Origin of the sequence: Rhodococcus sp. NPDC127593 (assembly GCF_042671975.1) — a bacterium.
Classification (GTDB): domain Bacteria; phylum Actinomycetota; class Actinomycetes; order Mycobacteriales; family Mycobacteriaceae; genus Rhodococcus_F.
The window spans coordinates 33,187-55,942 of record NZ_JBHXWI010000006.1 but is presented as its reverse complement, the minus strand read 5'-3'; the positions used below and the strand labels follow the sequence as shown (position 1 = coordinate 55,942).

Here is a 22,756-nt window from a genome sequence, read left to right as displayed (position 1 = left end):
CGTCCCGTTGCTCTTACGGTAGGTCCCCGTGCTCGGGGATGCCGAGTTCGTCTCGCACCGCCGAGAGGAAGTCTTCCTGGGCGCTCATCCCGGCGTGGAAGTGGTCGGCGAACTGCTGCTGGCGGGTGGACAGGGCGTCCGCCGACACGACGTCATCCGTCGCGAAGTCGGTGCTCAGCCAGCCTATCGTCTCGGATCCGGCCATATATTCGACCACCATTCGCCGTGCCGATTCCACGACCGGTTCGGATCCGATCAACTCCACCGCCGTGAACTTCGAGCCGAGGACGATGTTCTGTTGAGGTAGCGGGCGGAGGACATCGGCGATCATGGTCAGGAGGTCGGGTCCGTCGAAGCGGTCGAATGCCACCGAGACGGAACCCGACGTGATGCGCACCTCGTTGGCCGCGGTGAGGAGTTCCGAGTAGATCTGCTGCCGCTGCGTTCGCAGGAACTCGTTCGAGGATTGATTCACCGTCGCCTCCACCTGATTCGACGTGTTCAGCAAGGTGAACACCCCTCCGCACACCGAGCCGATCAGCGTGCCGACGACGGCCATCGAGGCCACGAGCAGGCTGAGTCGAAATTCGTGGCGCCGCAGGTCCGTTCGCTCGTGAGGTTTGACGCCGTCACGCTCGCTCATCGTCCTGCTCCCTTCGCCGCACCACCGGTTTCCACCGACTCTCCCGCCTGGCCGGCGCCCCGTCGCGCGTAGTCGACTACTCGGGTCGTGACACCCCGCCGGGAGCGCTGAGCCGGGCCACCTGCGCCGCGAGGTACTGCTGCTCAGGCACGCTGGTGGTGCGGTTCGCCGCCGAGCGGTAATGCGTGAGGGCCGATTCGGTGTCGCCGGCCATGTCGAACAGGTGAGCGCGGACGGCGTCGAGTCGATAGTGCCCGGCCAGGGTCTCGTCGAGGGGTTCGAGCATCGTCAGCCCCGCGGCCGGTCCGTGCACCATCGCCGCGGCCACCGCGCGGTTCAGCGTCACCATCGGATTGTCCGACATGCGCTCGAGCAGACCGTACAGCGCGAGGATCTGTGCCCAGTCGGTGTCTTCGACCCGATCCGCGTCGTCGTGCACCGCCGCGATTCCGGCCTGCAGCTGGTAGGCCCCGATCGAACCGTGGGCGACGGCGTCCATCACCACCCGCTGACCCTCGACGATCAGTTCCCGGTTCCACAGCGTACGGTCCTGCTCGGCCAGCGGGATCAGCTCGCCGTGCGGGCCGGTGCGGGCGGGGCGGCGGGCATCGGTCAGCAGCATCAACGCCAGCAGCCCACCCACCTCGCCGTCGTCGGGCAGCATCGCGTGCACCGCCCGCGCGAGCCGGATCGCCTCTGCCGACAGTTCGGTGCGGTGCAGGTGATCGCCGATGCTGCTGGCGTATCCCTCGTTGAAGATCAGGTAGAGCACGTGCAGCACCGACCGCAGGCGTTCCGTCCACTCGTCACCCGTCGGCCGCCGGAACGGTATCCCCGAGGCCGTGATGCGTTGCTTTCCGCGACTGATCCGTTGTGCCATCGTCGCTTCCGGAACCAGGAACGCGTTGGCGATCTCGGCGGTGGTGAGCCCCCCGACCGCACGCAACGTCAACGCGATGGCCGAGGCCGGGGTGAGAGCAGGATGGCAGCACAGGAACAGCAGGAGCAGGGTGTCGTCCCGATCCGGCACGTCCGTCGACGGCGGCACCTGCCGGGCAACCACCTCCTCCCGCATGCGGCGGGCGATCTCGCTGCGGATCTGATCGGTCATCTTGCGGGTGGCGGTCTGGATCAGCCAGCCCCGCGGATTGTCCGGCAACCCCTCCCGCGGCCAGTGCCGGGCCGCCGCGAGCAGCGCCTCCTGCACCGCGTCCTCGGACCCCTCGAAATCACCGGACCTCCGCACGAGCACACCGAGGACCTGCGGCGCGAGGTCGCGCAGCAGGCCCTCGATTGCGGCGTCGGTGCTCACAGATCGGTGTCGGGCGCGCCCATCACCTGCCGGACCTCGATCGGCTGCTGGATCGGTGCGCCGTCCGGCCCCGGTGCCGCTGACGTCTGCGCGGCGATCTCCAGCGCCCGTGCCTCGGATTCCACGTCGATCATGCGGTATCCGGCGAGCAGTTCCTTCGATTCGGGGAACGGTCCGTCGGTCACCACCGGAGCGCCCTTGCCGTCGAAGGTGACACGCTTCGCGACGTCCGGTCCGGCGAGCCCCTGAGCGTCGACGAGTTCACCCTTCGCGACGAGTTCCGTATTGAGGTCCTGCTGGAACCGGATGTGCGCCTGCACGTCCTCCGGCTTCCACTCGGTCATCGGCACGTCGCACCCCGCGCCGCCCTCGTAGTGCTGCAGCAACATGAACTTCGGCATCTCTGTCTCCTCACCCGGTGTGGCGCCCATTCTGGCGCTTTCAGGAACAGGACGGAGCACATCCGGGGTTCTCGACATCCTTCGGGAACTTTCTTCGAGGAAATCGTTTCAGCGGTGCCCGGCGTGCAGACAGTCCTCGAACAGGGTGCGCACTTCGGCGACGTGCCGGTCGAGATCCGCGAGGTCCCAGCCGTCGGTCGGCACAGGTGCGAGGACGTCGACGTCGACGGTGCCGGGGTGCGCGACGAGCGAGTTCCGCCACATCCGTTCGCCCGCGTTGTGGATGACGATCGGCACGATCGGCACTCCCGCCTGCATCGCCAGGTGGAATCCGCCCTTCTTGAACTTGCCGAGGCGCGGAGTCGGCGAGCGGGTGCCCTCGGGGGCGATCGCGATGGAGATGCCGGACTGCAATTTGTCCACGGCCGGGCGGAGGGCAGCCCTCGCCTTCGTGCTGTCCGCCCTGTCGATGTACGCGACGTCGAGCAGCGCCCCCACGGGAATGAACCGGGGATCGCGCGCAGCCTCCATTTTCGCGACGCCGGTGACGTCGCGACGGATGACGCTGCCGATCACCAGCATGTCGAGCGAACTCTGGTGATTGAACATGAAGACCGCCGGCCTGGCCGACCACGCGTTCTCCTTGCCCTTGATGCGCACGTTGATCCCACAGATCGCGAGCGCGAGATCCGGGCCGAAGCTGCCGACCAGGTTGGCGCCCGTCTGCCGGTTCTGGGTGAGCAGGCCGGCGGAGACGCCGAACGCGGCCGCCCCCATCAGCGCGCCGATCGCGGTGGTGGTGCGGGCGATGGACATCGGGTCGGCGCCGCTCTCCGGTGGTCGCAAATTCACCGACGGCCAGCCGTTCTGCCGCGCGGTCGCCGCGAGCTTGCTGTCGGGGTTCAGTGCCACGGGATGTCCTACCGACTTCAGCATCGGAACATCTTCTGCGCCGTTGGAGTACGCGAAGCTGTCACCCAGGTCCGCTCCGTGCTTGTCGGCGTACTCGCGCAGTGCCTCGGCCTTGGCCGGACCCCACAGCGGCGGCGATTCAAGTTTCCCGGTGAGCATCCCGTCCAGAACCGCGGGCCGGGTGCACAGCACGTCCTCGGCGTCGATGTCGAGGTCCGCGGCCACCGACAGTGCCTGATAGGGGGTGGCAGAGGTGGCCATCACCACCCGGTGACCGGCGTGCCGGTGCGCGGCGAGCAGTCCCCGGACCTCCGAGAAGATCATCCTGGCGATCTCCTGGCGGAACAGCCGCTGCCCCCACTCCTGCATCTCGTCCTCCATGCGCCCGGCCAGGCTCTGCACTCCGATGCGCATCAGGTTGCCGACATCGGCACCCCGGAAGCGGGTCTCCACCGCGGCGCCCGTGGTGCGCAGAAGCTCGGCCACGCTGATGTCGAAGCGACGCAGGCGGTCCCGGTAGACGACGCTCGCGGAGTACCCGCTGATCAAGGTGCCGTCCAGATCGAACGCGGCGAGGGTGCCCGCGCCGGGAACGGCGGCCGCGATGTCGTCGTGGAGACTGCGGAGATCGCTCATCTACTCACCTACCACCCATCTGGTCGAGATTTTCGTGCGCGATGGCCCGGATGCGCAGCACCTGATCGATCAGGGCCTGGAGTTCGGCCTCGAACTCGACCCGCCGGGCCGCCATGTTCTCGGCATTCGGTTCGACCAGGCCCCGGTTTCGTGCCAGCTTGAGCGCGGTCGTGAAGAGTTCGGCCGAAATCGACTCGCTGCTCCCGATCTGCTGCCGGAGGCGCCGCTGCTCGGCGAGCGCGAGGCACGACGTCATGAAGGCCTTCTCGTCGAACTTCCGGTCGACGGGAGTGCGCAGCAGCTGACCCGCGACCACGGCGTACGCCTCGAGGAACGGCTGCAGAACCCGGTGCGCCAGATGAATACGCATCCCGGACAACAGGTTCGCCGCATGCTGCGGGTCACCCAGATTCGACTCCCACGCCGGGTCGATCAGATCCAGTTCGGCCCGCAGTTCCTTCCGGAAGCTGTCCTTCTCGCTGAAGAAGAACTCGAACTTGAGGAGATCGCGAATTCGCAGCGCCGCATCCCATCCGTCGTTCAGCGGATCGGTGAACTGCTGATCGACGGCCGCCCGCAGCACCATCTCCGCGATCGCCCGCATCACCAGGAAGTGAATCGTGTTGTTGCGGTAGAACGCTGCCACGAGATGCTGATCCCGGCCGAGGTAGAACACCCGTTCGCTGCCCTGATCGAAACTCCGCAGGACACCGGAATCGAGGTGGGTGCGCACGGCCTTGCGGATCACCTGTGGGTCGGTCAGGTCCACGTCGCCCGCGGTCGGCAACGAGCGCGCCGTGATGTAGTCCACGAGTGGTCCGAGGATGGCACCGACCTCGGCGACGGTGAGCGCCCGGTCTTCGATGCCGAGGAACGCGAGCATGACGAGCGACGACGCCGTGACGGGCGTGACCTCGTTGATGCGGTGGCACACCTCGAATGCCGTCTTCTGCACCGCCAGCCGCAGGTCGTCCTCCTGGCCGAGGTAGTCCGCCAGCGACATCGGCCTGCCCACGTTGACGTGCGCGACGCCGTGCCGTTGACCCTGTGCCCGAACGTATCCGAAGAGCCAGCGCAGACTCTCCTTGCTCTTCGCCTGGCCGTGCGCCTCCGCCGCCATCGCCCCGACCTCGTACAGCTGGTCGTAGGTCAGCGACACCGGGACGAGATACACGTCGGACGTCCCGCTGCTCCGGAAGGCTTTCGCGAGGTAGTTGAGCAGACCGAACCGCGGCGGCCGCAGCTTCCCGGTGCGGCTGCGCCCACCCTCGATGTACCACTCGAGGTTGAACCGCTTCGTGAGCAGATAGCGCATGTACTCGCGGAGCGTCCACTTGTAGATCTCGTCGCCGTCGAACTTCCGGCGAATGAACACGGTGCCGCTGCGCTTGCCGATCGGTCCGATGGGCCAGAAGTTGATGTTCAGACCGCCCATCACGTGGTTGAGCGGAAGATCGTTCGCGAGCAGCGCCGGCCGCAGTACCAGCGGGTCGAGGTACGAGCGGTGGCTGGGCAGGAACACCAGGGAATGTTCCTTGTTCAGCTCCCGCAGGTCGTCGAGCCGGGTGGTGTCGACGTCGAGGCGGTAGGCGCGGGAGAAGTAGCGGCCCAACTGGTCCCACAGCGCGATGGCACGCCTGCTCTGTGCGGCGACCATCTCGTCCAGTGCCCCACGGGCCCGGCGATCCACCTCGGCGACGGGGAGGTTCAACTTCGCGGACAGCTCCCGGGTGCCGTCGTGGTACCGGCTGGCGTCGGTGATTTCGTCGACGACGAACTTCGACACCTTGTACTGCGTGCCCAGCAGGGTCCGCTCGGCCCGCTCGAGGGTCAGCGCGGCCTGGCGGCGAATGAAATCCGGAAGCGACCCGCCGCCGTTCTCGGCGAGCCGGCGTTCGAGGTCGCTGAGCGGGGCCGGATCGCCTTCCAGGACCTGGCACCGGGCCGGGTCGTCGCGCATCACCCGGCGCTGCATGTTCTGGCCGGGGTGCAGCGGATCGCGCAGCGACAGCGTCTCCCGGAATCGCTGCGCGCCGTCCGGATGGGTCTCCTTCGGCAGCCAGACCACCCGGAGCGGGGTGAGCAGCGGATCATCCTTCCGGCGCACGAGATCGGCGAGGGCCTGGTCGGTGACGCGGACCGTCGGCGGCGGCTGACCGGAGTCGTTCGCCTGCCGCTCCAGCCACGTGCGGAGAACGTCGTCCTCCATGTCGCTCATCGTCTCGATGAGATAGACCCGTGGCCGTGTCGTCTGCTCGTCCATCGCGTCAGCCTTTCCTTTCACCCGCGGCCCAGTTCGACGATCTCGTCGAGACTCTCCTGCAGGCACACCATGAACCGCGCCGGCTCGGTGACGGCGGCGGTGTCGAGATTGACGCCGATGCAACACGTGCCGACGTGGGAGACGAGGGTGGCCATGACCGCGCAACCGGGGGCCGGGCCGAACGGGAACATCCGCTCGATCCGGGCACCAGCCAGGTACACGGGCACGGGGACACCGGCGACGTTGCTGGCCTGCAGATCGAGACCCGTCGACTGCGAGAGGTACCAGTTCGCCAGCACCACCGTCGGAAGCCGGACCAGGAGTGGGGCGGCCGAATCCAGCAGTCCGAGTGCGGGTTCCTGGCGCAGCCCCAGGATGATCGCGCGCACCTTCTTGATCCGCGCGACAGGGTCGCGCTCACCGACAGGTCCGGCGAATCGGGCCGCGGCGAACCGGTTGCCGCCCGTCGGATCCGACGCCGAACGCATGCTCACCGGCATGCCCACCGGAATCGTCTCGAGGTCGTGGCCGAACGATTCGTGGTAGCGGCGGAAGCCGCCCAGGAGGGCCGCCACGTAAGCGTCGTTCAGCGACCCGCCGGCGACGTGAGCGGCGGAACGCAGTTCGTCGACACTTACCTCGAGCACCCCGAACCAGCGTCCGAGTCCACGGTCGCGCAGCAGGTCCGAACCCGTGGTCGGGGGAGGGGTCACCACCCGGCGGATCGAGTTCGCGTAGCCGGCGACCTCTGCGACACTGCCCACCGGGTCGCCCACGACGGTCATCGCCGTCCGCACCGCGCCGCGGATCAGGCCGCCGAGACGGCCGGGGGCGCTGCGCACGTTGTCGAGCGCCTGCTCGAACAGTGCGCCGCCGCCCGACATCTGCTCCGGTAACGGCGCGGGCCGATCCGGTTTGTCCGGGGACGGTTCGGGGCGCCTGCTGTGCAGCAGCGTCATCAACTGGATGCCGCCGAGACCGTCCGTGATGCTGTGATGCGTCTTCACCACGTAGACGGCGCGGCCGTCGTCCAGTCCTTCGATGAGCATCGCGCTCCACGGCGGCCGGGCGCGGTCGAACGGCTCGGTCGCCATATGCCTGCACATCCGGAGCGCGTGGTCGAACGTCGCCGGCTCCGGCAGTCGCACCCGCGACAGGTGATAGTCGAGATCGAACTCGGGGTCGACCGACCACATCGGGTTGCCCAGCCGCAACGTCGGCTCCACCACCCGCATCCGGATACGCGGCACCATGTGCGACGCCCATTCGTGGGCGCGCACCAGCCGGTCCCAGTCCGGCGGTTTGTCGAGCACGTCGACCGCGACGATCGGTGAGCGCAGCTTCGGCTGCACCTCCTCCATCCGCCACATCCCGGTCTCGAAGTCGGACATCGTGCGGTCCGCTCCCCAGGCGACGTCGGAGAAATCCACGTCGACGGCACTCGGCGGTATCAGAGGTTCGCCGTCGGCCATGCCCACCCTCATTCGGTTGCTCGAGTTGCCCTCAGCTGCTGCTTTTCCAGTGTGGACCCGCCCCGCAGATCGCGTCCCTGGTTCCGTCGGATTACGCACCGGACTTTCTGTCTAAGGTGAGGACGTGCCGACTCTCCACCACGCGACGCTCGACAGGATCGACCCGGCCACGCTCTACCGGATCATGGTCCTGCGGACCGACGTGTTCGTCTTCGAGCAGGGCATCGTGTCGGAACCCGAACTCGACGGGCGCGACCTCGAACCGACCACCACCCAGTTCTGGGCGGAGGAGGACGGCGAGGTTCTCGCGACACTGCGTGTGCTGGCCGACGAACCGACACTGCATCTCGGACGCGTCGCCACCGCCGCCCACGCCCGCGGACGGGGACTCGCGGGCCGGCTGCTCGAAGCCGTGTTCGAGGCGTTCCCGGGACCCATCGAGATCTCCGCCCAGGCCTACCTCGAAAACTGGTACGGCCGTTACGGTTTTCGCAGAACCGGCGAGAACTACCTCGAAGCCGGCATCGACCACCTGCCGATGAGGCGCTCCGCGCCCGTGCGTGGCTGACGAGTCTCCGGACTCCTTCACCGCCCACGGAGTTGTCGTAGGCTGCCGTCATGGCGAAAAGCTTCGAATACTCCGAACAGATCGCGTACCCGATCGACCGGGTGCACGCGACGGTGACGGATCGGGCGTTCTGGCAGCACCGGTTCGAAGAGGCGCCGGAGAAACTCACCCTCGACGACAGTCGCGGCCCCGGTACCCTGACGGCGACGATGCGCGACACCATCGGCGCGTCCTCCCTCCCCGGGCTGGTCCGTAAGGTCGTCTCGGGTGAACTGAAGGTCGAGCGTGCCGACGAATGGGGCGCCCTCGACGGCGACCGCGCCGACGGCCGGATCAGTGGCAGCTCCACCGGGATCCCGGTGAAGATCGAGTGCACGTCGGTGCTCCGCGCGTCGGGCGACGTCACCGTCCTGGACGTCGCCGGATCGGTGCAGGTCAAGATTCCGCTCGTCGGCGGACAGATCGAGTCCCTCGTCAGGAAGCTGGTCGGCGACATGGTCGGGCAGGACCGCGATGCGATCGAGAAGTGGCTCGGCGACAGCTGACGCTCACGCCCCGGACGCCGGACCGTCGAGTTCGACGTCCAGCGTGCGGGCACCCGGCCCCGCCGTTCCCAGCCGGTCGTGGGTGTTGACGATCGCGCAACTCCCGAGCGACAGGCACCCGCAGCCGATGCAGCCGGTCAGGTTGTCGCGGAGCCGGATCAGCTGCTCGATCCGCTGATCCAGATCCGCATGCCACCGCGTCGAGAGCTTCTCCCAGTCCTTCCGGTTCGGCGTGCGGCCCTCGGGAAGGGTCGCGAGGGCGTCCCGGATCTCGGCCAGCGGAATCCCGACCCGCTGGGCGATGCGGATGAACGCGACCCGGCGCAGCGTGTCCCTGCGATAGCGACGCTGATTGCCGGACGTCCGCCTGCTGGTGATCAGTCCCTCGCGCTCGTAGAAGTGCAACGCCGACACCGCCACGCCACTGCGCTCCGACAGCTGCCCCGGCGTCAGTTCCTTGGCTCTCCACTCGGGCATCTCCACGACAGGCAACCTTTCACGCGGCTACCTGAACAATACTCGAGGTCACTCGCGGCGGAGATGTCCGTGCAGGTGGTGCGTGAGCGGAGTCAGGTCGTGCGCCATCCACAGGTCGTACGTCAGGTCGCCGCCGCGCACCGACAACTGTCGCCGGATGCTGTGCACCGGTTTCGCGTCCGGCGACGCGCACAGCGCCACCATCGACAACTCGATGGTCCCCTCCCGGATCTGACCACGGTGGATCTCGGTGTATCCGGTCGGCTGGGCCACGAGCAGTTCCGCCTCGTCCTCGGCGACGAGCCGCAGAAACCCGGACTCCGAGTGCAACGGCCGCCCGCTGCCCGCCTCCCGCGTCCGAGACCGGTACGCCAGGAACGGTTTACCGGTGGGGGCGAATTCGATCTCCTCGGTGTACGCGAAGTCGTCGATCGTCGGGTACGCGCCCTCGCCCTCGCCGCGCCACAAACCGGCGAACGGCGCCAGGGCGGAGGGAACGGACGGAAGTGGCGGCGGGTTCGCAGACGAACTCGCCGCCGCATCCGAGTGCGCCGGCGAGAGAGTCGAGTTCTCATCCATGAGATACCTCCGCCGTTTCACGGTACTCGCCTGCGGCGCCGAGGGACACGGTCGGCGGCGGAGTGTTTGAGCGTGCCTGCCGGGGCCGCCGGCATTACCGTCTAGACATGAACGCGTCCGGTTCTGCACCGCTGGGGGCCAACTCCGAAGTCGGGCAGCTGCGTGCCGTCCTCCTGCACCGGCCCGGGGACGAACTGAAGCGGCTCACGCCCCGCAACAACGACCAACTGCTCTTCGACGGACTGCCCTGGGTCGACCGCGCGCAGGAAGAGCACGACGCATTCGCGGACCTCCTGCGCAGCCGCGGCGTCGAGGTCCTGCTGCTGTCCGACCTGCTCACCGAGACACTCGGCGCCAGCGGCGCCGCCCGAATACAGGGCATCGGCGCGGCCGTCGACCCACGCAAACTCGGGCACACCCTGGCGCAGGAACTGGCCGCACACCTCCGCGGTGTCCCGGCCCCCGACCTCTCCACCATCCTCACTGCGGGCATGACCTTCGACGAACTCCCCGTCGCCGCCAACACGGCGTCGCTGGTCCGTCGCATGCACCACGGCGGCGACTTCGTCATCGACCCGCTGCCCAACCTGCTGTTCACCCGCGACTCGTCGTTCTGGATCGGGCCCCGCGTCGCAATCACGTCTCTCGCCCTGCCCGCCCGGGTCCGCGAAACATCCCTCACCGACATCATCTACGCCCACCACCCGCGTTTCCGCGGCGCCCGGCGCGCCTACGAATCCCACACCGCCCCCGTCGAAGGCGGTGACGTCCTGCTCCTTGCCCCGGGAGTCGTCGCCGTCGGGGTGGGGGAACGCACCACACCGGCAGGCGCCGAGGCGTTGGCGCGGAGCGTCTTCGAGGACGAACTGGCGCACACCGTGCTGGTGGTGCCCATCGCGCAGGCCAGGGCGTCGATGCACCTCGACACCGTCTGCACGATGGTCGACCACGACGCCGTCGTGATGTACCCGATCATTCAGGACACGCTGTCGGCGTTCACCATTCACCGCGAGGACAACGGCGTGTCGATCCGCGGAGCCGATCCGTTCCTCACCGCCGCCGCCGAGGCCATGGGCATCGGCAAGCTGCGCGTCATCGACACCGGACTCGACAACGTCACTGCCGAACGCGAGCAGTGGGACGACGGAAACAACACGCTCGCACTCGCACCCGGCGTCGTCGTCGCATACGAACGGAACGTCGAGACCAACGCCCGGCTCGAGGCGTCGGGGATCGAGGTACTGCGGATCGCCGGTTCCGAACTCGGCTCCGGCCGCGGCGGGCCCCGCTGCATGTCCTGTCCGGTGGCCCGCGACCCGCTGTAGGCGGCTCCGCCGCCCGTGCGCCTTTCTGGTAGTCGGAGCAACCAGAAAGGCGCACGAGCCCGGAGGGCCTAAAGGACCTCGCGGACCTTCTCGGCCGGGCGGGCGAGGACAGTGCCCTTGTTCGTCATGACGATCGGTCGCTCGATGAGGATGGGGTTGTCCACCATCGCTTCCAGCAGTTCGTCCTCGGACGCCTCGGCGAGCCCGAGTTCCTTGAAGACGGCCTCCTTCTTACGGATCGCCTCGCTCGGCTTCAGGCCGGCGTCGTCGAGAAGTTTGCGCAACCCGTCCCGTGAGGGCGGGGTCTCGAGGTACTTCACGACGGTCGGCTCGATGCCCGCGTCCCGGATCAGTCCGAGGACGGTGCGGGACGTGTTGCATCGCTGGTTGTGGTAGATGGTCGCGGTGTTCGCCATACCCGACATTCTGCACCGGGGAACAAACGCGCCCGCAGGGAGCGCTGAACCTGGGGCAGCAACTCGTGAATAGTCGACGAAAGAGGGAGATCGATCATGGCCGAGCACAGGGACGCGACTCCGCGGCGCATCGTCATCGCGGGTGGACACGGGAAGATCGCCCGTCACCTCATCAAGATTCTCACCGCGCGCGGTGACCGTGCGGTCGCGCTGATCCGCAACCCCGATCACGAGCACGAGGTGGCGGCGCTCGGCGCCGAACCGGTGGTGATCGATCTGGAGACGGCGAGCGCGGACGACGTGGCGAAGACGCTCGTCGGCGCGGACGCCGCGGTGTTCGCCGCAGGCGCCGGCCCAGGCAGCGGCATCGCCCGCAAGGACACCGTCGACCGTGGGGCCGCGGTCCTCCTCGCCGACGCCGCAGAGAAGGCGGGAACGCGGCGATTCGTTCAGGTCGGTTCGTTCGGGGCGGGGGAGCCGATCCCCGAGGGCACCGACGACGTGTTCGCCGCCTACCTCGTCGCGAAGACGGCCGCCGAGGAAGACCTGCGCGCCCGCACCCACCTCGACTGGACGATTCTCCGTCCGGGCGGTCTGCTGGACGACGACCCGACGGGTCATGTCACGCTCACCGCGCCTCCCCTCGAACGCGGCACCGTCACGCGCGCCGACGTCGCCGCAGTGGTCGCGGCGCTCCTGGATCACCCGGACACTGCGAAGAAGACGCTCATGCTGACGTCCGGCCCCACGTCGATCGAGGAGGCCGTCGCCGCGGTGTAAGCATTGCGGCGCCGCAACCGCGCAACTACGGTCTGATACAACGCGTGGAACAACGGAGGTGGCGCCGACCGTGGACATCGACATCGATCCGGATTCGTCGACCGCCCCGTTCGACCAGTTGCGATTGCAGATCATCGAGCAGGTGCGCAGTGGGCAGCTGATCGCGGGAACGAAGATCCCCACGGTCCGCGCGCTCGCCGTCGAGGTGGGTCTCGCACCGAACACGGTCGCCAAGGCGTACCGGGAACTCGGCGAGCAGGGCGTCATCGAAACCCGGGGCAAGCAGGGCACGTTCATCGCGAGCGGCGGTGACCCCATCCGCGCCGGCGCCGAGAAGGCCGCAACAGGGTATGTGCTGGAACTGCGGAAGCTGGGGGTGTCCGACGAGGAGATCCTCGGCTTCGTGCAGTCCGCTCTCCGCGGCGCCGAATGAGGACGGCGCCGTATCCAGAAGGTGTGACCCCAGAAAGGTAGACGCTCGGTATGGCTTCCGCACTCTTCCGTGACCTCGCACTACTGATCGCCCGGATCGGACTCGGCGTCGTCTTCGTCGCGCACGGCTGGCAGAAGTTCTTCGACTACGGAGTGAAGGCCACACAGGCGTCGTTCGTCGACATGGGCATCCCGCTTCCCGACATTTCGGCTGTTGCGGCCGCCACTATCGAACTCGCGGGTGGATTTGCTCTCATCGTGGGTGTGGCCACACCGATCGCCGGAATCCTGCTGTTTCTGAACATGCTCGGAGCGTTGATTCTGGTGCACGCGGACAAGGGCGTCTTCGTCGCGAACGGCGGGTACGAACTCGTCGTCGCACTCGGCGTCGGGTCGCTACTTCTGGCTGTGATCGGTGCCGGACGCCTCAGCATCGACGGGCTTCTCGGAAGAGGCTCGGGATGGGGAAAAACCGCAGCATAACGATACCGTGGGCTGGGTCTCGATTCGGTGTGACGCGGTGGGCTAGCTTGCTTTTACCATCGAAAATGACCAACGTAGTTGTTCATGGCAATGAATACTGATCTGCCTGATCAAGGTTCCGAGACCGCTGACGCGAGCGTCGGCGGAGGGCTCAAACGGGTCGGTGTTCGCACCGATCACGTCGTGTTCTCCGCCGCTGCCGCCGCGGTCTCGGCAATCGTCGTCTGGGGGCTCGTGGCCCCCGACAATCTCGACTCCACGACCGGTAAGGCACTCGACTGGCTCGTCACCGACATGGGCTGGTTGTTCGTCCTGTCGGCGTCCGGGTTCGTCCTCTTCTCACTGTGGCTCGCGTTCAGCAAGTTCGGTCACATTCCGCTCGGCAAGGACGGCGAGAAGCCCGAGTTCCGGACCGTCAGCTGGATCGCGATGATGTTCAGCGCCGGCATGGGCATCGGACTGATGTTCTTCGGGGTCGCCGAACCGCTCGCGCACTACGTGACACCCCCTCCGGGTTCTAACGGTGGCATCGGAACTGCGATGGCCACCACCATGTTCCACTGGAGCCTGCACCCCTGGGCGATGTACGCGGTTGTCGGACTGTCGATCGCGTACGGCTCGTACCGCAAGGGTCGCAAGCAGCTGTTCAGCTCCGCATTCATCCCGCTGCTCGGCCGCCGCGCCGAGGGGCCGATCGGCAAGTTCATCGACGTCCTCGCGATCTTTGCGACGCTGTTCGGTACCGCCGCTTCGCTGGGCCTCGGCGCACTGCAGATCGGTTCCGGCTTCCAGGTCGTCGGGTGGATGTCGCAGGTCAGCACGTTCCTGCTGGTCGCCATCGTCGCCCTGCTGACCCTCGCGTTCGTGGCGTCCGCCGTATCGGGTGTCGCCAAGGGAATCCAGTGGCTCTCCAACACCAACATGGTGCTCGCTATCATCCTGGCCCTGTTCGTGTTCGTCGTGGGACCGACGGTCCTGATCCTCAACCTGCTGCCCACGACGATCGGCGCCTACGCCGCGCAACTCGCGCAGATGTCGGCCCGCACCGGCGCGTCGTCCGATCCGGCGACCGGCGAATGGTTGTCCTCGTGGACCATCTTCTACTGGGCGTGGTGGATCTCCTGGACCCCCTTCGTCGGCATGTTCCTGGCACGCATCAGCCGCGGCCGGACCATCCGCCAGTTCGTGGTCGGCGTGATCGTGGTGCCGAGCGCCGTGAGCCTCGTGTGGTTCGCGATCTTCGGTGGTGCCGGAATCAGCGAGCAGCGTGACGGAATCGACCTCGTCGGACAGGACACCCAGGAGGGGCAGCTGTTCGGCATGCTCAACCACCTGCCGCTCACCGGCATCACCACCGTCCTGGTGATGATCCTCGTGGCGATCTTCTTCGTCTCCGGCGCCGACGCCGCGTCGATGGTGATGGGCACCCTGTCGCAGCGCGGTTCGCTGGAACCGCAGCGCTGGGTGGTCGTGTTCTGGGGTGTGCTCACCGGTGGCGTGGCCGCGCTCATCCTGTGGACCGGCGGCGACACCGCGCTCGACGGACTGCAGACGATGACGATCATCGCTGCGGCGCCGTTCGTCATCGTGATGATCGGGTTGTGCTTCTCGCTCTACAAGGATCTGTCCCGCGACCAGATGATCGTCGACGGCCGGGAAATGCGGAGAGAGATGCGGAGAGTGGCGGCGAAACGCCGCCGCGACCGGATCTCGTCCCGCTAGAGAAACAGTCTGCGAGCCGCTCGGTGTCCCACGGGACCCGGGCGGCTCGACTCATGCCGGTGTCAGCGCCAACTGGGGAGCCACAGTTGGTGCTGCCACATGTCCGGGGTGATCGGGACGGCCGTGAGGATCGGCCACAACCAGATGAAGTTGGCCACCACGAGACCCACATAGAGGCAGACGGCGAGCAGGCCGGTGGTGCGCCGCTCGAACGACGCCTTCGCGCTTCCCAGGATGTCGCCCAGAACCAGCGCGAGACCCATCACCATGAACGGCGCCAGCGCCACCGCGTAGAAGTAGTACATCTGGCGGTCCAGGGTGGTCAGCCACGGCAGGAACGCAGCGCCGTAGGCGGTGAGGACGGTGGCGTAACGCCAGTCCTTCCGCACCACCGTCTGCCACAGGGCCCACGCGAGCATCGGCAGTGCCAGCCACCACATGGCGGGCGTCCCGATGAGCATGACGGCCTTGACACAACTCGACGCCCCGCAGCCGGTGACGTGATCACCTTCGGCGAAGTAGTACAGCATCGGGCGCAGACCCATCGGCCACGTCCACGGCTTCGACTCCCACGGGTGATGATTGCCCGCCGAATTGGTGAGGCCTTCGTGGAACTCGAGGACGTTGCCGCTGTAGTACCACAGCGAGCGGAGCGCGCCCGGCACGAACGACCAGGGGCCACCCGTTCCGATCTCATTGCCCACGGCATGTCGGTCCACGCCGGTCTCGCTCGCGAACCACGCCCAGTAGCTGGCGAGATACACGAAGAGTGGCACCACGACGAGCGCGTACAGCGCCGGGCCCACGTCTCGGATGCCGGCACCGAACCACGGGCGCCGCACCCCGTAGGCGCGTCGGGCCGACACATCGAATGCGACGCTGAGCAGCCCGAAGAACACGATGAAGTAGACGCCCGACCATTTGGTGCCGCACGCCAGACCCAGCATGATCCCGGCACCGAACCGCCACCAGCGCACACCGAGTCGCGGACCCCAGTCGCTGTCGCCGATCCGGCCCTCGTCGTAGACGCGGGCCATGCGCTCGCGGACCTGGTCGCGGTCCACGATCAGGCAGCCGAGAGCGGCGACGGCGAACAGTGCCAGGAAGATGTCGAGCATGCCGAGCCGGGAGGACACGAACGTGACGCCGTCCGCGACCAGCAGGACCCCGGCGAGGCCGCCGATGAGAGTGGATCGGGTGAGCCGGCGGACGATGCGGATCACCAGCAGGACCATGATCGTGCCTGCCACGGCGGAGGCGAAACGCCAGCCCCACCCGTTGTAGCCGAAGATCGCCTCGCCCATCGCGATCAGTTGTTTGCCGATCGGCGGATGCACCACCAGCCCGTAGCCGGGGTTGTCCTCGAGCCAGCCGCCGGTGAGCACCTGCCAGCCCTGCGGCGCGTAGTGCTTCTCGTCGAACACGGGAGTGCCCGCGTCCGTCGGGTAGCCGAGCATCGTGAACCGGGTGATCGCCGCGATCGCCGTGACGAACAGGGTGACCACCCAGCCGCGGGCGCGGTCGACGGGACCGAAGTCGGGGGGCGGCACGAGCGGCGCCGGTCCGACCATGGACGGCTGTCGTGCGGAGGGCGTCGGTCGCTCGTCCGTCAGCATCGTCACGCCGCAATCGTAGGCTGTGGGTCATGACTGGTCGCCTAGTGCTCGCCGCAACACCGATGGGGGACGTGGGTGACGCGTCGCCGAGGCTGCGTACGGCGCTCGAGACGGCCGACGTCGTCGCCGCCGAGGACACCCGCCGCACCAAAGCTCTCGCCTCCGCTCTCGACGTGACCATCACCGGCAAGGTCGTCAGCTTCTACGACCAGGTCGAGACGGCCCGGCTGCCCGCCCTCGTTGCCGACGTCGCGTCCGGCAAGACCGTTCTCCTCGTCACCGACGCCGGCATGCCCTCCGTCAGCGACCCCGGGTACCGGCTGGTGTCGGCATGCGTGGCCGAAGATCTGGCGGTGACGTGCCTGCCCGGACCGTCGGCGGTGACGACGGCGCTCGCGCTGTCCGGGCTACCCGTCGAACGGTTCTGCTTCGACGGCTTCCCGCCCCGGAAGCAGGGCCAGCGAAAGACGTGGTTGCAGGCACTGGTCACCGAGCAACGCGCCTGCGTGTTCTTCGAGGCGCCGCACCGGCTCGCCGACTGCCTGGCCGACGCGGTCGAGGTGCTCGGCGGAACCCGACGCGCCGCCGTCTGCCGGGAACTGACCAAGACGTACGAGGAGGTCCGCCGCGGCACCCTCGCCGAACTCGCCGAGTGGGCCGCCGAAGGTGTCCGCGGCGAGATCACAGTGGTGGTGGAGGGCGCCACCCTCGTCGCGGCCGACCCCGCCGACCTCGTCGACGAGGTGGAGCGACTCGTCGCCGACGGCACCCGGCTCAAGGACGCGTGCGCGCTCGTCGCCACCACCGGTGTGTCGAAGCGGGAACTCTACGAAACGGTGCTGGCATCCCGGAAGGACTAGGTGGACGGCGACGGCTACCGCCGGAGGGCACGCTCCCCGGGAGCCAGCGAGGCGTCGTCCGCGGCCGCCTGCCCGGCGTACCAGCCGTTGGCGTCGACGGCCCTGCCGCGAGCCTTCTTGGTACGCGGAAACAGGCGATCGAACTCGGCGTCGACGGCCTCGGACTTGGTGGCCAGAATCGGCAGCAGATCGGCGACGGGAATCGACGCCTCATCGGCGGCCTCGGTCGTGGCCCGGCTGTCGGCGTCGCGCAACCGCTGCCCGATGCGGCTCGCGAAGCCCGCGAGGAAGCCCTTCCGGAACGACGTGGTGCGTGAACCACTGCGACTGTCGGCGTCCGCGAATTGCATTGTGCGCGTCGCCTGCACGAGCAGTGAGGTGAACAGCATGTCGACCTGCTGGAGGTCGAGAGGCGTTCCGACCACGGTCGCGATGGCGAGGGAGCTGAACCACACGGTGCGCACCCGGTTGGAGTCGCCGATCTCGGTGAGAAGGTGCACCTTCTCCTTGACGTACGGATTCTCCAGGTGGATGCGGCGACTGTGCACCGCAGTGTTGCCCACCCCGTTCTGGGTGTGAAGGAGAGCGGCGTTGATCGCGTAGCGCGTCATCAACTCCTGCGCCTTCGCCGTGAAGATCTCCGCCTCCTCCGCGAAATCGGTGGCCTCGGCCTTCGCGAGCAGCCCGCGGATCCTGTTGAGCACCTTTGCGTCGGCCTCGGTCTCACCCGACATCGCCGCGGCCGGGTCTGCCACCCTCACGACGGGCCACGTCGACGGCGGGGGAGTGAGCACCGTCCAGCCGGGCAGATTCGTCCACGTCAGCGACAGATCGGTGAGCTGGTAGACGGAGTGATACGGGTCTTCGAACAACAACCCGGCGGCCAGCGCCCGAACGTCGGGACCATCGACCGGAACCCGCCCCGCCAGGTGCGACGCGCCCGGGTACTGCTCGCCGATGGTGCGAAGTTGCTCCACCCAATCCCGCGGCGCCCGGTGTGCGGCGCGCGTGCGCTCCGACTCGTGCAGCACCAGGGCCGCCGCGAGTGCCGCGTCGGATGGCTCCTTCGATCTCCGCGCCAGATGCACGACGTCGGCAGGCTGCCACCCACGCTCGTACGCGGCCGACAACTCACCCATCAGGGTGTGGACTGCCGTGGCGGCCTGGGGGCTCACTTCGTCGTCGAACACGTGCGCTCCGTTTCCGAATCCACCGTGATGAGATCGAATGTATGTTCTATTCGGCGTCATGGGGGAGAGTGTGCATGCGGGGTCCGACAAGAACGGACCCCGCATGGATCAGTCCTCCACGTAACGCGGAAATACGCCAGACGGCGCGGGCAACGGGGTGCCCGCCACGATGCGCGTGGGAAGGTCGCTGAACTGCCGTGCATCGGCCTTCTGGCCCAGCAGGTCGAGGATCTTCTCCGCGGCGCCCGGCATCACCGGCTGCACGAGGATGCCGACGATCCGCACCACCTCGAGCGTCACGTACAGCACCGTCGCCATCCGCTCCGGATCCGTCTTCCGCAGAACCCAGGGCTCCTGCTTGGAGAAGTACCGGTTGGTCTCGCCGAGGACCGACCAGATGGCCTCCAGCGCGAGATGCAGTGCCTGGACGTCGTATTCGGCGCGAACCCGCTCGAGCAGCGCGTCCGCCTGCGCGAGCATCGCCGTGTCGTCCTCGGTCAGCTCGCCGGGGGTCGGGACCTGGGCGCCGCAGTTCTTCGCGACCATCGACAGCGACCGCTGCGCGAGGTTGCCGAGCTCGTTCGCCAGGTCGGCGTTGATCCGGGTGACGATGGCCTCGTGGCTGTAGCTGCCGTCCTGACCGTAGGAGATCTCGCGGAGCAGGAAGAAGCGCACGGCGTCGAGGCCGTACTGCTCCACCATGGAGACGGGGTCGACGACGTTGCCGACCGACTTCGACATCTTCTCGCCCTTGTTGTAGAGGAATCCGTGCACGAAGACGCGCTTCGGCAGTTCGATTCCGGCCGACATCAGAAACGCCGGCCAGTACACGGTGTGGAACCGGGTGATGTCCTTGCCGATGATGTGCAGGTTCGCCGGCCAGAACTTGCCGAACTGCTCGGAGTCGGTGTCCGGGTATCCGGCGCCCGTCAGGTAGTTGGTGAGCGCGTCCACCCACACGTACATGACGTGCTCGGGATGATCGGGGACCGGAACGCCCCAGTCGAACGTCGTGCGGGAGATCGACAGGTCCTTCAGTCCGCCCTTGACGAAGCTGACGATCTCGTTGCGCCGCGTCGCGGGTGCGATGAAGTCGGGGTTCTCCTCGTACAGCCGGAGCAGCTTGTCCTGGTACTCGGACAGCTTGAAGAAGTACGTGGACTCCTCGGTCCACTCGACCGGGGTGCCCGTCTCGGTGGACAGGCGTGAACCGTCGTCCTGCAGCGTGGTCTCGGCCTCGGTGTAGAACGCCTCGTCGCGGACCGAGTACCAGCCCGAGTACGTGTCGAGGTAGATGTCGCCGTTGTCGAGCATCTTCTGCCAGATCGCCTTGCTGGCTTCTTCGTGATCGGCGTCCGTGGTGCGGATGAACCGGTCGAAGGAGATGTTCAGCGTCTTGTCCATGGCCTCGAACACGTCCGAGTTGCGCGCGGCGAGCTCGCGGACGTCGATGCCTTCTTTGGCCGCCGTCTGCTGCATCTTCAGGCCGTGCTCGTCGGTTCCCGTCAAGAAGTGGACGTCGAACCCGTCCAGACGCTTGAAGCGTGCGAGGGCGTCGGAGGAGATGTACTCGTAGGCGTGGCCGATGTGCGGGACGCCGTTCGGGTACGCGATCGCCGTCGTCAGATAGAAAGGTGGCCGCGAGGCGGTGGAATCAGCAGCATTCATGGTGCGACCACTCTATCTGCGCGCCGCCGTTTCGTGACGCGCAGATTCGAGTTCTAGGCCGGTCCGGTGCCGTCTTCGTCGGTAACGATGCGTGACTCGTACGCCGCGCGGGCCGACTTGTTCGTGGACCTGACCTGGTCGGGGACCATCCGGCGGATCGCGAAGTCGCGGGCGAACTGCGGAAAGACGGTGACCAGGCGCGCCAGCGGACCGACGTACCGGGGGATGGTGACCTCGAACCGGGGCCGGTGGATCACCGCGACGACGGTCTTCGCGACATCGGCCGGGGTCAGCAGTTTCGCCGCGCCGGTCGCCGTCCCGGCCGCGAGTGCGGTGTCGACGACACCCGGCATGATCACCGAGATCTGCACACCCGACCCGCGGAGCTCCTCACGGACGCCGGTCAGGTAGCCGAGCACGCCGTGTTTCGTCGCGGCATACGTCGACTCACCGGGTGGTGCGACCTTCGACGCTGCCGACGCCACGGTGACGATCTGACCGTGGCCGCGCTCACGCATCGCCGGCGCCGCGAGTCTCACCCCGCGGATGACCCCGTGCAGGTTCACGGCGAGCTGCCGATCCGTCGCGGATTCGGGTTCCTCGTCGAACCTCCCGACCCACATGACGCCTGCGTTGTTGATGAGCACGTCGATCGGGCCCCAGTGATCCTCGACGGCCGTGAGGAATGCCGCGAACGACGCGGTGTCGGTGACGTCCAGTTCGAGGCCCTCCACCGTCCCGCCCGCCCGGCCGAGTTCGTCCGCGGTGCGGCGGGCCGCGGCGCCGTCGACGTCGCCGATCGCGACCCGTGCGCCGGCCAGTGCCAGCTGTCGGGCGATCTCCCTCCCGATTCCCCTCGCGCCACCGGTCACTGCGATCACGCGGCCGTTCATCGAGCTCGAAGTCATGGACACGGCTCCCTCCCCGTCCGGGAGAAAGTACCGCATGTGACACGTGCGGCGGCGGCGTCGACAATGTCCGCATGAGCAAAGACCGTCCCGCCCCGGAAGCCCCTGCGCCGCTGTTCCCGCTCGTCGACTCGCACACCCACCTCGACGCGTGTGGTGCCTCCGACGCCGCGAGCGTCACGGCGATCGTCGACCGGGCCGCCGCGGTCGGGGTGGAGCGGGTGGTCACGGTGGCCGACGACCTGGCGGCCGCGCAGTTCGCCGTCGACGCGGCCCACTGGGATCCCCGCGTCTACGCGGCCGTGGCCATCCACCCGACCCGGGCGAACGTGCTCGACGACGCGACCAGAGCGGAGATCGAGCGGCTCGCCGGCGATCCCCGGGTGGTCGCGGTGGGGGAGACGGGACTCGATTTCTACTGGCCCGGGAAACTCGACGGCTGCGCCACGGTCCCCGAGCAGACCGAGGGCTTCCGCTGGCACATCGACCTCGCGAAGCGGCTCGGCAAGACGCTGATGATCCACAACCGGGAGGCCGACCAGGCGCTGCTGCAGGTGCTGCGCGAGGAAGGTGCGCCGGAGACGGTGATCTTCCACTGCTTCTCCTCGGACGCCGAGATGGCGCGCGAGTGCATCGGCGCCGGCTACGTCCTCAGCTTCTCCGGCACCGTCAGCTTCAAGAACGCGAAGGCCTTGCGGGAGGCTGCCCCATTGGTGCCGTCGGATCAGCTGATCGTCGAGACGGATGCGCCGTTCCTCACTCCGCACCCGTTCCGGGGCGCTCCGAACGAGCCGTACTGCCTCCCGTACACGGTCCGGGCGCTCGCCGAGATCCGTGGCGAGGATCCGGACGACCTGGCGAAGGCGTCCACCGCGACAGCCGAGCGCGTGTACGGCCTCCGGCCCTATGTTGAAGTTTCAAGTTAGAGGACTTAGGATCGTTGCTTGTTCAACTAACGGTCGTCCCGGTCGCGCGGGGACACCTCGATGAAAGGCACATCCATGAACAACCCCGCAGTTCGAAGCCTGGGAATCCTCGTCGCCCGCGTGGGCATCGGCGTCATCTTCCTCGCCCACGGCTGGCAGAAGGCCTTCACCAACGGACTCGACGCCACGACCGCCGGCTTCGAGGCCATGGGAGTTCCGCTTCCCGGCATCTCGGCGTTCCTCGCGACGTGGATCGAGCTGATCGGCGGAATCGGACTCATCATCGGGGCGGCCGTCCCGATCTTCGGCATCCTGCTCTTCCTCGACATGGTCGGCGCCTTCTTCCTGGTGCACGTCGACAAGGGAATCTTCGCCAGCGAGGGCGGCTACGAGCTGGTGCTGGCGCTGGGCGTCGGCTCGCTGCTGCTCGCCGTCGTCGGATCGGGCCGGTTCGGTGTCGACGGGCTGCTCGGCGACAAGGTGCCGTGGACCGCGAAGGAACGCGCCACCGTCTGACCCCCCCACGTGAGTGGCGGAGCCGGGCCCCGCCCCGCGAGGCCCACCCCGGGGAGCGGGACCGGGTGAGGGAATGCGGGGGACGGGGCGGGGGGCGGGGGCCGCC

The 22,756-nt window shown here is 67.7% G+C and carries 23 protein-coding genes; 10 read left to right on the top strand and 13 right to left on the bottom strand.

Going from position 1 to position 22,756, the window contains the following annotated elements; genetic code table 11:
- Nucleotides 1–13: 13 nt before the first annotated feature.
- The 6 genes from ACFVJ3_RS06925 to ACFVJ3_RS06900 all read right to left on the bottom strand — a co-directional run bounded on the left by ACFVJ3_RS06925 (nt 14) and on the right by ACFVJ3_RS06900 (nt 7,639).
- On the bottom strand, nt 14–643 hold the full coding sequence (locus tag ACFVJ3_RS06925) for a hypothetical protein (protein WP_378451368.1): 630 nt from the start codon (nt 641–643) through the stop codon (nt 14–16).
- 76 nt (nt 644–719) lie between these two features.
- Nucleotides 720–1,955, bottom strand: coding sequence for an RNA polymerase sigma factor (locus ACFVJ3_RS06920; protein WP_378451367.1), 1,236 nt, complete (start codon nt 1,953–1,955; stop codon nt 720–722).
- A complete protein-coding gene (locus ACFVJ3_RS06915; protein WP_378451366.1) occupies nt 1,952–2,356 on the bottom strand; it encodes a YciI family protein in 405 nt (134 codons plus the stop codon). The genes ACFVJ3_RS06920 and ACFVJ3_RS06915 overlap by 4 nt, the downstream gene beginning before the upstream one ends.
- A 108-nt stretch (nt 2,357–2,464) precedes the next feature.
- A complete protein-coding gene (locus ACFVJ3_RS06910; RefSeq protein WP_378451365.1) occupies nt 2,465–3,904 on the bottom strand; it encodes an HAD-IB family hydrolase in 1,440 nt (479 codons plus the stop codon).
- Between the two features lie 4 nt (nt 3,905–3,908).
- Nucleotides 3,909–6,167, bottom strand: coding sequence for a glycerol-3-phosphate 1-O-acyltransferase (locus ACFVJ3_RS06905; RefSeq protein WP_378451364.1), 2,259 nt, complete (start codon nt 6,165–6,167; stop codon nt 3,909–3,911).
- A 17-nt stretch (nt 6,168–6,184) separates the two neighbouring features.
- On the bottom strand, nt 6,185–7,639 hold the full coding sequence (locus tag ACFVJ3_RS06900; RefSeq protein WP_378451363.1) for a wax ester/triacylglycerol synthase domain-containing protein: 1,455 nt from the start codon (nt 7,637–7,639) through the stop codon (nt 6,185–6,187).
- A 124-nt stretch (nt 7,640–7,763) separates the two neighbouring features.
- Between ACFVJ3_RS06900 and ACFVJ3_RS06895 the strand changes: the two genes are divergently transcribed.
- Together ACFVJ3_RS06895 and ACFVJ3_RS06890 are read left to right on the top strand one after the other, a co-directional pair.
- On the top strand, nt 7,764–8,207 hold the full coding sequence (locus ACFVJ3_RS06895) for a GNAT family N-acetyltransferase (protein ID WP_378451362.1): 444 nt from the start codon (nt 7,764–7,766) through the stop codon (nt 8,205–8,207).
- 50 nt (nt 8,208–8,257) lie between these two features.
- Nucleotides 8,258–8,752, top strand: coding sequence for a DUF2505 domain-containing protein (locus tag ACFVJ3_RS06890; RefSeq protein ID WP_378451361.1), 495 nt, complete (start codon nt 8,258–8,260; stop codon nt 8,750–8,752).
- 3 nt (nt 8,753–8,755) lie between these two features.
- Here the strand turns inward: ACFVJ3_RS06890 and soxR are convergent, their stop codons facing one another.
- Together soxR and ACFVJ3_RS06880 are read right to left on the bottom strand one after the other, a co-directional pair.
- A complete protein-coding gene (soxR, locus tag ACFVJ3_RS06885; protein ID WP_378451360.1) occupies nt 8,756–9,235 on the bottom strand; it encodes a redox-sensitive transcriptional activator SoxR in 480 nt (159 codons plus the stop codon).
- A gap of 42 nt (nt 9,236–9,277) precedes the next feature.
- Nucleotides 9,278–9,808 (bottom strand): FABP family protein, encoded by a 531-nt coding sequence (locus ACFVJ3_RS06880; RefSeq protein WP_378451359.1) that lies wholly within the window; start codon nt 9,806–9,808, stop codon nt 9,278–9,280.
- Nucleotides 9,809–9,915: 107 nt separating this feature from the next.
- Here ACFVJ3_RS06880 and arcA point away from each other — a divergent pair, with 107 nt between their 5' ends.
- Nucleotides 9,916–11,133: an arginine deiminase gene (gene arcA, locus ACFVJ3_RS06875; protein ID WP_378451358.1), complete on the top strand. Its 1,218-nt coding sequence runs from the start codon at nt 9,916–9,918 to the stop codon at nt 11,131–11,133.
- 68 nt (nt 11,134–11,201) lie between these two features.
- Here the strand turns inward: arcA and arsC are convergent, their stop codons facing one another.
- Nucleotides 11,202–11,558, bottom strand: a complete 357-nt coding sequence (gene arsC, locus ACFVJ3_RS06870; RefSeq protein ID WP_378451357.1) for an arsenate reductase (glutaredoxin) — start codon at nt 11,556–11,558, stop codon at nt 11,202–11,204.
- Nucleotides 11,559–11,645: 87 nt separating this feature from the next.
- Here arsC and ACFVJ3_RS06865 point away from each other — a divergent pair, with 87 nt between their 5' ends.
- The 4 genes from ACFVJ3_RS06865 to ACFVJ3_RS06850 all read left to right on the top strand — a co-directional run bounded on the left by ACFVJ3_RS06865 (nt 11,646) and on the right by ACFVJ3_RS06850 (nt 14,966).
- On the top strand, nt 11,646–12,329 hold the full coding sequence (locus ACFVJ3_RS06865) for an NAD(P)H-binding protein (protein WP_378451356.1): 684 nt from the start codon (nt 11,646–11,648) through the stop codon (nt 12,327–12,329).
- A 58-nt stretch (nt 12,330–12,387) separates the two neighbouring features.
- Nucleotides 12,388–12,762, top strand: coding sequence for a GntR family transcriptional regulator (locus ACFVJ3_RS06860; protein ID WP_378451355.1), 375 nt, complete (start codon nt 12,388–12,390; stop codon nt 12,760–12,762).
- A 50-nt stretch (nt 12,763–12,812) separates the two neighbouring features.
- Nucleotides 12,813–13,244, top strand: coding sequence for a DoxX family protein (locus ACFVJ3_RS06855; protein WP_378451354.1), 432 nt, complete (start codon nt 12,813–12,815; stop codon nt 13,242–13,244).
- Nucleotides 13,245–13,334: 90 nt separating this feature from the next.
- Entirely contained in the window at nt 13,335–14,966 is a 1,632-nt protein-coding gene (locus ACFVJ3_RS06850) for a BCCT family transporter (protein WP_378451527.1), read from the top strand.
- A gap of 62 nt (nt 14,967–15,028) precedes the next feature.
- Here the strand turns inward: ACFVJ3_RS06850 and ACFVJ3_RS06845 are convergent, their stop codons facing one another.
- Complete coding sequence (locus ACFVJ3_RS06845; RefSeq protein ID WP_378451526.1) at nt 15,029–16,537, bottom strand: dolichyl-phosphate-mannose--protein mannosyltransferase; 1,509 nt, start codon at nt 16,535–16,537, stop codon at nt 15,029–15,031.
- A 74-nt stretch (nt 16,538–16,611) separates the two neighbouring features.
- Here ACFVJ3_RS06845 and rsmI point away from each other — a divergent pair, with 74 nt between their 5' ends.
- Entirely contained in the window at nt 16,612–17,442 is an 831-nt protein-coding gene (rsmI, locus tag ACFVJ3_RS06840; protein ID WP_378451353.1) for a 16S rRNA (cytidine(1402)-2'-O)-methyltransferase, read from the top strand.
- Between the two features lie 14 nt (nt 17,443–17,456).
- Here the strand turns inward: rsmI and ACFVJ3_RS06835 are convergent, their stop codons facing one another.
- The 3 genes from ACFVJ3_RS06835 to ACFVJ3_RS06825 form a co-directional block, all read right to left on the bottom strand.
- Entirely contained in the window at nt 17,457–18,632 is a 1,176-nt protein-coding gene (locus ACFVJ3_RS06835) for a DUF2786 domain-containing protein (protein ID WP_378451352.1), read from the bottom strand.
- A 108-nt stretch (nt 18,633–18,740) separates the two neighbouring features.
- Nucleotides 18,741–20,300, bottom strand: coding sequence for a methionine--tRNA ligase (metG, locus tag ACFVJ3_RS06830; RefSeq protein ID WP_378451351.1), 1,560 nt, complete (start codon nt 20,298–20,300; stop codon nt 18,741–18,743).
- Between the two features lie 53 nt (nt 20,301–20,353).
- A complete protein-coding gene (locus tag ACFVJ3_RS06825; RefSeq protein ID WP_378451350.1) occupies nt 20,354–21,247 on the bottom strand; it encodes an SDR family oxidoreductase in 894 nt (297 codons plus the stop codon).
- A gap of 35 nt (nt 21,248–21,282) precedes the next feature.
- On the opposite strand from ACFVJ3_RS06825, the gene ACFVJ3_RS06820 reads away from it, so the two are divergent.
- Nucleotides 21,283–22,134 (top strand): TatD family hydrolase, encoded by an 852-nt coding sequence (locus tag ACFVJ3_RS06820; protein ID WP_378451349.1) that lies wholly within the window; start codon nt 21,283–21,285, stop codon nt 22,132–22,134.
- A gap of 75 nt (nt 22,135–22,209) precedes the next feature.
- Nucleotides 22,210–22,650 (top strand): DoxX family protein, encoded by a 441-nt coding sequence (locus ACFVJ3_RS06815; RefSeq protein ID WP_378451525.1) that lies wholly within the window; start codon nt 22,210–22,212, stop codon nt 22,648–22,650.
- Nucleotides 22,651–22,756: the final 106 nt, after the last annotated feature.

Excerpts from the sequence above, each read along its gene's own strand:
- ACFVJ3_RS06850 (WP_378451527.1), top strand. The coding sequence starts at position 13,335 with ATGAATACTGATCTGCCTGATCAAGGTTCCGAGACCGCTGACGCGAGC.
- ACFVJ3_RS06910 (WP_378451365.1), bottom strand. The coding sequence starts at position 3,904 with ATGAGCGATCTCCGCAGTCTCCACGACGACATCGCGGCCGCCGTTCCC.
- ACFVJ3_RS06900 (WP_378451363.1), bottom strand. The coding sequence starts at position 7,639 with ATGGCCGACGGCGAACCTCTGATACCGCCGAGTGCCGTCGACGTGGAT.
- ACFVJ3_RS06820 (WP_378451349.1), top strand. The coding sequence starts at position 21,283 with ATGAGCAAAGACCGTCCCGCCCCGGAAGCCCCTGCGCCGCTGTTCCCG.
- ACFVJ3_RS06890 (WP_378451361.1), top strand. The coding sequence starts at position 8,258 with ATGGCGAAAAGCTTCGAATACTCCGAACAGATCGCGTACCCGATCGAC.
- ACFVJ3_RS06825 (WP_378451350.1), bottom strand. The coding sequence starts at position 21,247 with ATGCGGTACTTTCTCCCGGACGGGGAGGGAGCCGTGTCCATGACTTCG.
- ACFVJ3_RS06925 (WP_378451368.1), bottom strand. The coding sequence starts at position 643 with ATGAGCGAGCGTGACGGCGTCAAACCTCACGAGCGAACGGACCTGCGG.
- ACFVJ3_RS06815 (WP_378451525.1), top strand. The coding sequence starts at position 22,210 with ATGAACAACCCCGCAGTTCGAAGCCTGGGAATCCTCGTCGCCCGCGTG.
- ACFVJ3_RS06865 (WP_378451356.1), top strand. The coding sequence starts at position 11,646 with ATGGCCGAGCACAGGGACGCGACTCCGCGGCGCATCGTCATCGCGGGT.
- ACFVJ3_RS06845 (WP_378451526.1), bottom strand. The coding sequence starts at position 16,537 with ATGGTCGGACCGGCGCCGCTCGTGCCGCCCCCCGACTTCGGTCCCGTC.
- ACFVJ3_RS06880 (WP_378451359.1), bottom strand. The coding sequence starts at position 9,808 with ATGGATGAGAACTCGACTCTCTCGCCGGCGCACTCGGATGCGGCGGCG.
- metG (WP_378451351.1), bottom strand. The coding sequence starts at position 20,300 with ATGAATGCTGCTGATTCCACCGCCTCGCGGCCACCTTTCTATCTGACG.
- arcA (WP_378451358.1), top strand. The coding sequence starts at position 9,916 with ATGAACGCGTCCGGTTCTGCACCGCTGGGGGCCAACTCCGAAGTCGGG.
- rsmI (WP_378451353.1), top strand. The coding sequence starts at position 16,612 with ATGACTGGTCGCCTAGTGCTCGCCGCAACACCGATGGGGGACGTGGGT.
- ACFVJ3_RS06855 (WP_378451354.1), top strand. The coding sequence starts at position 12,813 with ATGGCTTCCGCACTCTTCCGTGACCTCGCACTACTGATCGCCCGGATC.
- ACFVJ3_RS06905 (WP_378451364.1), bottom strand. The coding sequence starts at position 6,167 with ATGGACGAGCAGACGACACGGCCACGGGTCTATCTCATCGAGACGATG.
- arsC (WP_378451357.1), bottom strand. The coding sequence starts at position 11,558 with ATGTCGGGTATGGCGAACACCGCGACCATCTACCACAACCAGCGATGC.
- ACFVJ3_RS06915 (WP_378451366.1), bottom strand. The coding sequence starts at position 2,356 with ATGCCGAAGTTCATGTTGCTGCAGCACTACGAGGGCGGCGCGGGGTGC.